Source organism: Bacteroides xylanisolvens XB1A (assembly GCF_000210075.1).
Lineage (GTDB): Bacteria > Bacteroidota > Bacteroidia > Bacteroidales > Bacteroidaceae > Bacteroides > Bacteroides xylanisolvens.
Genome location: NC_021017.1, coordinates 716355 through 723762, shown reverse-complemented (window position 1 = coordinate 723762; position 7408 = coordinate 716355). Strand labels below are relative to the sequence as shown.

6 protein-coding genes and 1 pseudogene are annotated in these 7408 nt (G+C 41.1%); 3 read left to right on the top strand and 4 right to left on the bottom strand.

What is annotated here, in order from left to right:
* Window positions 1-150: 150 nt before the first annotated feature.
* From BXY_RS02990 to BXY_RS02975, 4 genes and pseudogenes are all read right to left on the bottom strand, one after another.
* Window positions 151-1697 (bottom strand): annotated as a pseudogene (locus BXY_RS02990) (4Fe-4S binding protein).
* A gap of 7 nt (window positions 1698-1704) precedes the next feature.
* Window positions 1705-2640: a DUF362 domain-containing protein gene (locus BXY_RS02985; protein ID WP_015531184.1), complete on the bottom strand. Its 936-nt coding sequence runs from the start codon at window positions 2638-2640 to the stop codon at window positions 1705-1707.
* Between the two features lie 13 nt (window positions 2641-2653).
* Window positions 2654-3163: a hypothetical protein gene (locus BXY_RS02980; protein ID WP_008640133.1), complete on the bottom strand. Its 510-nt coding sequence runs from the start codon at window positions 3161-3163 to the stop codon at window positions 2654-2656.
* A gap of 359 nt (window positions 3164-3522) precedes the next feature.
* Window positions 3523-4236, bottom strand: coding sequence for a DUF169 domain-containing protein (locus BXY_RS02975; protein WP_008640134.1), 714 nt, complete (start codon window positions 4234-4236; stop codon window positions 3523-3525).
* A gap of 124 nt (window positions 4237-4360) precedes the next feature.
* On the opposite strand from BXY_RS02975, the gene BXY_RS02970 reads away from it, so the two are divergent.
* From BXY_RS02970 to BXY_RS02960, 3 genes are all read left to right on the top strand, one after another.
* Window positions 4361-5167 (top strand): DUF4846 domain-containing protein, encoded by an 807-nt coding sequence (locus BXY_RS02970; RefSeq protein WP_008640135.1) that lies wholly within the window; start codon window positions 4361-4363, stop codon window positions 5165-5167.
* A 67-nt stretch (window positions 5168-5234) separates the two neighbouring features.
* Window positions 5235-6737: a glutamine synthetase family protein gene (locus BXY_RS02965; RefSeq protein WP_008022468.1), complete on the top strand. Its 1503-nt coding sequence runs from the start codon at window positions 5235-5237 to the stop codon at window positions 6735-6737.
* Window positions 6738-7149: 412 nt separating this feature from the next.
* A complete protein-coding gene (locus tag BXY_RS02960; protein ID WP_008640136.1) occupies window positions 7150-7395 on the top strand; it encodes an RNA recognition motif domain-containing protein in 246 nt (81 codons plus the stop codon).
* The last annotated feature ends 13 nt before the right edge of the window (window positions 7396-7408 follow it).

The following is a 7408-nucleotide window of genomic DNA, read 5'->3' as shown; positions in this document are numbered from 1 at the left end:
GTAGTTTTTTGTTATCCATAGAACACAATAAATGCGGATAACATGGAACTTTAATTGCGTAAGTATAAAGTTTTGTTATCCGCATTTAAATATATCACAATAGAGCACAAATATACGGATGGAATCTTTTGCACCGGCACTGTGTACTGATTAGAATCCGAAATCGTCTATCTCCACTTTATGTTCTTCGTTTTCTTTAAAAGGTTTTGCTTCTTTTTGCACTGGATTTCCTTCGATATAGATAGCGCGGAATGGACGGGCAGGGCAAACATATTCGCATCCTCCACAACCTACACATATTTCTTTGTTTACATGAGGGATCGTTAATCCGTCTTTATATGGTACCATTGCCACAGCCTGTGTAGGACAGTGCTCGGAACACGCTCCGCAACTGGTTCCATCAGTATAAACGATGCAATTTTCTTCGATAAAAACAACATATCCCATTTGTGTAAGATGTTTTTGTTCTACACTTATGGGAAGAATTGCTCCATTGGGACAAACGTCTCCACAAACAGTACAGTCAAAGTTGCAAAATCCTTTCTCAAAACTAACGGTCGGCTGCATTATGCCTGCCAAACCATACTCCATAAAAGCAGGTTTCAGGACATGAGAAGGGCATTTGCTGACACAAAGATGACAGGATGTACATTGCTGTTGAAAGTGTTCCCGACTGATAGATCCCGGAGGAGTGATTGGATTCTCTTTTTTGTAAGCCTTTTTGCCTTCCAGTCTTGCAACGGATTCTTTGGCTTGGGACAGGAGTTTGGGAGCAGCCCCGGCAGTAACAAGACCGGTAACCAAAAAGCGGCGTTTGGATGAATCCGTGTCCGGTGATGATGGCACAGGGACTTCTACGTTTGCTTGTTGTTTCTTTAAAGAAGGGTTATAGACCAATGCCTTTTGCTTGCATGCTCCCAGGCAATCGAAACAATCTACGCAGCGGCTATAATCAATGGCATGTTCTTTACTATTGATGCAGGAGGCTTTGCATTTGGTAGCACAAAGCCCGCATCCATTACATTTCGCAGTATCGATACGGACCTTAAATAATGAAAAGCGGCTCAATAATCCCAATACTGTTCCTACGGGACAAACCGTATTGCACCATGTCCGCCCGTGTTTCCATGTCATTACAAAAATAACTGCCAGAGTGATAATAGCAATGAGAAGAGAAGAAATGCTTAAAACAGAGGTATCTACCTGATAAAATGTATAATTGTCGAACTTGGAAAAGACGGATTCCAACAGATTATTCCCCAACATGTAGATAGGTTTGAATATATGCACTACCACACGTCCATACGCACTGTATGGATCGAGTAGGCCTACAATAAATGTAAATCCGCATAGAAACCCGATTACTGTCAGCCCGAGTATGCCCCAACGCAATTTGTTTTTTGCGGGACTGTAACTATATCTTTTTTTCTTTTTCCCTGTTGATTTTGAAATGCGTGCAATGACATCCTGCAAAATACCCATAGGGCAAATTGTAGAACAATAAACGCGTCCAAACAAGAGCGTTAACACAATGAGAAATAATAAGATACCTATACTTAGTGAAAGGACAGCTGGAATAAATTGCAAATGTGCCAGCCGATGAAAACTGTTCGGTAATATTTCTGCGAAATCGAGAAAAAGAAAGAAATCAGCACAAATAAAAGTGCTGATATTCCAATACGTAGCTTTCTTAACATTGTTATTTTACATCTTAATTCGCTTGACATTCAGCTTGTCAATGTTCATAGTTCCTATTTTCAGTGCTTCTCCTTTAGCGAGGTGTCCCACAGTATCTAGTGGCATCTCACGTACTTGATTGAAGAATTTGGCAGCAGCCGTGTCCACTGCTACAATATCCGGTGAAATGAACAGTCCTTTTGCTAATACGACATCCGAGGCAGAACGTCCTCGCGGGCCATTGGTTTTCATGATACGATAAGCGTCCACTACGTTAAGCACAGCTTTCTTTTGCAGTGTGCAGATATCGGCAATACATTGCTGCAAGTCATTCTGGTGGAAAAATCCACGGTCCCAGACAATTCCCATGTGATTTTTCATTGAGATAGTCAGATTGGCGCCCCCGTGATTTTTCAGGATGGGAACATTGATCCATACATCGCAATTCAGGATGGCTTCATGTATCTTTGCTTTTTTCATCTTCTGACCGTTGGGTAAGTTTACCGGCTTGTAATAAGACTCCAAATGAGCAGGCATTACTTTTGCTCCGGCAGCTTTTGCCGCAGCTTCGATGCCGCTGTTTTTGTAGCACTTCTGCCAATCGTCACACGTATGGTCGAATGCGGTCACTTCTTTAGCTCCGGCAGCAAAGCATTGTTTCACGATTTCAGCAATCAGTTGCGGGTTGGTGTTTCCTGCCAGTTCCGGCACTTTATCCCAACCGATATTAGGTTTTACGACCACCTTCTGTCCCGGTTTGACGAATTGTTTCATACCGCCCAGTTCGCTGATAGCACGGCGGAACATAGCTTCCGGTTCTCCACCCATGACGGCTACCAAGTCCGGATTGCCTCCGTTCGTATTATTAATAGTCTGGGTTAATATCTCCATTGCCTCCGAATGCTGAATACTCAATGCGGCACCGGTTATGGCTACTGTTTTTAAAAAGTCCCTTCTGTCCATTTTTGATTTTACTTTAGAGTTTTGCAATCGCTTTCAGTAGGGCGTAGCCGCCAAACCATTGAATTAACATACCGGGAATACCAATGCGGAAGTCTTGCACTGCTGCATGGAAATTTCCGATGAATGCCCATTCAAAAGCAGTTCCTATAATCTGATAGGAGAGAACGACACCGAGAATAGCCCATAAAGAAACGGATTTCAGTGTTCGTGCAGCCAAGGCGGAAGTACCGGCAAGTAAAGCGGATTTTATCAATATAATGGGGAGTGCAGCTCCCGATGGCATTGCAAATAACAGGTGATTGATGACAGGAGAAAGAATTGCTGTCAGTAATCCCACACGAAAGCCATATTTATAAGCTGCGATCAACGTGAAAAAATAGATCGGCAATAAAGTAGGGCCACCGTATGGTACAAGATGACAGATTTGTGGAAGTGCAATGTTGCCTACCACAAATAGCAGGGCAAAGAGGTAAGTTCTTACATTGCTGTAATTCAGTGAATAGAGTTTAGCAGATGTTTCCATTTTCGTTGATAACTTTAATGTTTAATAGAACGATAATATTTAAAAAATTAGACTTCTTTCCGTAGAAAAGGTTTAATCCTGGCAAAGAACTATTTGCTTAAGTAACTGTCTAAAATTAGTTAATAGAAAAAAGGAGGCTTCGTTGCGTTTTGAATAACAACTTATAATACGAACTAATTTAAGCATTTACTTTATGATATTAAAAATGGGACAGAAAAGTTTCAAGCCTATTTGAAACACTTTGTTTCACTATGGGAAACTGTTTGTTTCACTGCTTGAAACCATTCGTTTCACACCGAGAAACAAACAGTTTCAAAGCTTGAAACATATTTTGAAACTATTTGGTTTGTATTTTAGCCTTATTCGGCACCCATTCTTTCCCGGATCTTTCCCCATGCATGCGTATCAAACAGGCAACTTTGGCGCATAGTCCCACACATTTCTCTGAATCTGGACATAGGTATCGTATAACTCAACTTATCCGCTTCAAAGTACGGACGCACCGACGGATCGAAGAAACCGATAAAGGTCCGCTTGCCTCCTTTGCGGTTTTCAAGAGTGGCTTGTGTCACTATGGAACTGCAACCGGAACCGAATAAGGAAACGACGCCATCTTCGGCATTATTATCATAGTAAGCCCATGTAGTCAGTCCGGAAAGCATATCAGGATTGGCGATAAACATGACGCCTTCCATTTGTTCCAGATTAGCTATTTTGTCTATACGGGCAAAATGAAGGTATTTCTTTTCTGCCATCGGCACTCCGAGTTGCCGGATAAATTCAATGACCATTTCCGGAGTCTGTTTATATCGTTCTTTTAGTGAGACAAAAGTCGGTACGCGTTCAGGCATTTCTGTAAAACCTGTGTAGAATTTGCCGCCACCGCAACCGATATTTTCTGCATTCAAGCTGATAGTACCACCTTCTCTGACAGTCTTCATACCTTTAAAGAAGCAACCGTTAATTTTCTCTGCTGTTCCTTCCAGTATATCCGAATACCAAAATACAAGAGGTAATTCGGCATTCTCTCCGAATGCCTCCTTGAAGTTCTGAATAAATGTTTGGATGTCCATAGCTTATCAATTTTAGTTATGTATGTAGGTCTTTGTACAAAGTTAAAATAAAAATAGACATTCATCCTCTTTTTAAACAATAATTACTTATATTTGTCCGGAACAGAATATAAAGAGAAGCGTTATGAAGTATTTACTAATATATATAGGGTTACTTTGTACATCCCTGCAATTGTGGGGACAAGAAACGGTTGCTACAAGAATCGTTCCTCCGACGGGATATGTCAGGGAGGCTTGTTCCGATCATTCGTTTACAGGTTACTTACGTAATTTGCCTTTGATGCCGAAAGGTAGTAAAGTGATGCTTTATAATGGAAAAGAAAAGGCAAATCAGTCTGCAGCCTACGCTGTAATTGATATGGAGATAGGCAACCGTGATTTGCAACAGTGTGCCGATGCGGTAATGCGTTTGCGGGCGGAATATCTGTGGAAACATAAACGATATGGAGAAATAAAATTCAACTTCACCAATGGTTTCCCTGCCGGGTACAAGAAATGGGCGGAAGGAAATCGGATAAAAGTCAGCGGCAATCAAGTGCAATGGTATGCTGCGGGTAAAGGAGTGGATTATTCCTATAAAACTTTCCGTAACTATCTCGATATGGTCTTTATGTATGCCGGAACGGCTTCTTTATCCCGCGAGCTTCAGACTGTGTCTTATACTTCCCTGCAACCCGGTGATGTGTTTATTAAAGGCGGCTCACCCGGACATGCGGTCATTGTTGTAGATGTTGCTGTTCATCCGACTACCAAAAAGAAAGTGTTCTTGTTGGCGCAGAGCTATATGCCTGCACAACAGATTCATATTCTTGTAAATCCTGTCAGTCGCAGCCTTTCCCCCTGGTATGAATTAGCGGAAACGGATGCGGGGAAACTATATACTCCGGAATGGATTTTTAGCCGGAAAGATTTAAAACGCTTTAAGGAGTAGAATCTTTTCGTTATCTTTGGCATTTAACAAACCGTTTTAATCATACAACAACGAAAAACAACCGATTATGAATCAAGATTTGTCAATGAATGCTAACCAGTTGGTAGCATTCCTTCAAAAGCCAACTTCAGAGTTTACCAAAGCCGACATTATCTCATTTATCCAGCAAAAAGATATCCGCATGGTCAATTTCATGTATCCGGCGGGAGACGGTCGTCTGAAAACCCTGAACTTTGTTATCAACAATCAAGCCTATCTGGAAGCTATTCTTACTTGTGGAGAACGGGTAGACGGTTCCAGTCTTTTTTCTTTCATAGAAGCGGGCAGTAGTGACCTTTATGTGATTCCCCGTTTCTGCACTGCATTCGTTGATCCGTTTGCCGAGATTCCGACGCTGTCTATGCTTTGCTCTTTCTTCAACAAAGACGGCGAACCTCTCGAAAGTGCACCAGAACACACCCTTTACAAAGCAAGCAAAACTTTTACAGAAGTTACCGGAATGGAATTTCAGGCAATGGGCGAATTGGAATATTATGTAATAGCCCCGGATACAGGTATGTTTCAGGCAACCGACCAACGTGGTTATCACGAATCGGGTCCATACGCTAAATTTAATGAGTTCCGTACTCAATGTATGTCTTATATCGCGCAAACAGGCGGGCAAATAAAGTATGGACACTCCGAAGTGGGTAATTTTACGCTGGATGGCTATATTTATGAGCAGAATGAGATTGAGTTCCTGCCGGTTCCTGTATCGCAGGCGGCAGATCAGTTGATGATTGCCAAATGGGTGATTCGTAATCTGGGATACAGATATGGATATAATGTGACCTTTGCTCCTAAAATTACAGCCGGTAAGGCAGGGTCGGGCTTGCACGTACACATGCGTATCATGAAAGACGGAAAGAACCAAATGTTGAAAGACGGCGTTTTGTCGGAAACAGCGCGTAAAGCAATTGCCGGAATGATGGTGCTTGCTCCTTCAATCACTGCCTTTGGAAATACCAATCCTACTTCTTATTTCCGTCTTGTTCCTCATCAGGAGGCACCTACCAATGTTTGCTGGGGAGATCGTAACCGTTCCGTATTAGTACGTGTGCCATTGGGATGGGCTGCAAAAACAGATATGTGTACATTAGCTAATCCGTTGGAAGCCGAAAGCCATTTTGACACCAGCCAGAAGCAGACTGTAGAAATGCGTTCTCCGGATGGTTCGGCAGATTTGTATCAACTGTTGGCCGGTTTGGCTGTTGCCTGCCGTCATGGCTTTGAAATTGAAAATGCATTGGATATCGCTCAAAAGACGTATGTAAATGTGAATATCCATCAGAAAGAGAATGAGGATAAACTAAATTCACTGGCACAACTGCCAGATAGCTGTGAGGCTTCTGCTGATTGCCTGCAGCAACAACGGGCAATCTTTGAACAATACAATGTCTTTAGTCCGGCAATGATTGATGGTATCATCCGCAGACTTCGCAGTTACGAAGATAAAACGTTGCGTGCGGATTTGGAAGGAAAGCCGATGGAGATGTTAGATCTCGTACATAAGTATTTCCATTGTGGATAATCTGCAAACGTAAATTGGTATATAATAAAGGCTATCTTCTGTTTCAAAGAAGGTAGCCTTTAATTTTCTGATGCAGAATTTAACTATAAGTATTTGTTTTTCAAAGAGCTTATAACAAAGAAACTATAGAAGGCTAATCAGATAATTGGTGGCAGATAGTTTGATATAATAGAGTTTAAACGTTAAGTATTGGCTTATTTTCATAAAAAAGATGTTTTGAGAAAAGAAAAAGGAGGGAGTATAGTGCATTATCTCCAAATAATGCTTTCCTTTGTACCAACAACAATAAAGAGGTTTATTACGATTTGATTTTTTTACGTGTATCTTCTCATTTATTTGAGCATATCCATTTCTAATTAAGATCTTCCTAAAACTTTCTTATTGAATTATTAATTTTTTATATTTGTATTTTATGAATTTGTACATTGGAAATCTTAGCTATAATGTTAAGGAATCGGATTTGAGAAATGTAATGGAAGAGTATGGAACAGTTGCTTCAGTAAAGTTAATCACAGATCGTGAAACTAGAAGATCAAAAGGCTTTGCGTTTATCGAAATGCCGGATGATACAGAAGCTAACAACGCTATCAAACAATTGAACGGTGCAGAATATGTAGGTCGTTCAATGGTAGTGAAAGAAGCATTGCCAAAGAACTAATACTGAATAAATA

What these genes read in the sequence shown, in the direction of transcription:
- BXY_RS02985 (WP_015531184.1), bottom strand. Translation starts at nt 2,640, where the DNA reads ATGGACAGAAGGGACTTTTTAAAAACAGTAGCCATAACCGGTGCCGCA.
- BXY_RS02980 (WP_008640133.1), bottom strand. Translation starts at nt 3,163, where the DNA reads ATGGAAACATCTGCTAAACTCTATTCACTGAATTACAGCAATGTAAGA.
- BXY_RS02975 (WP_008640134.1), bottom strand. Translation starts at nt 4,236, where the DNA reads ATGGACATCCAAACATTTATTCAGAACTTCAAGGAGGCATTCGGAGAG.
- BXY_RS02970 (WP_008640135.1), top strand. Translation starts at nt 4,361, where the DNA reads ATGAAGTATTTACTAATATATATAGGGTTACTTTGTACATCCCTGCAA.
- BXY_RS02965 (WP_008022468.1), top strand. Translation starts at nt 5,235, where the DNA reads ATGAATCAAGATTTGTCAATGAATGCTAACCAGTTGGTAGCATTCCTT.
- BXY_RS02960 (WP_008640136.1), top strand. Translation starts at nt 7,150, where the DNA reads ATGAATTTGTACATTGGAAATCTTAGCTATAATGTTAAGGAATCGGAT.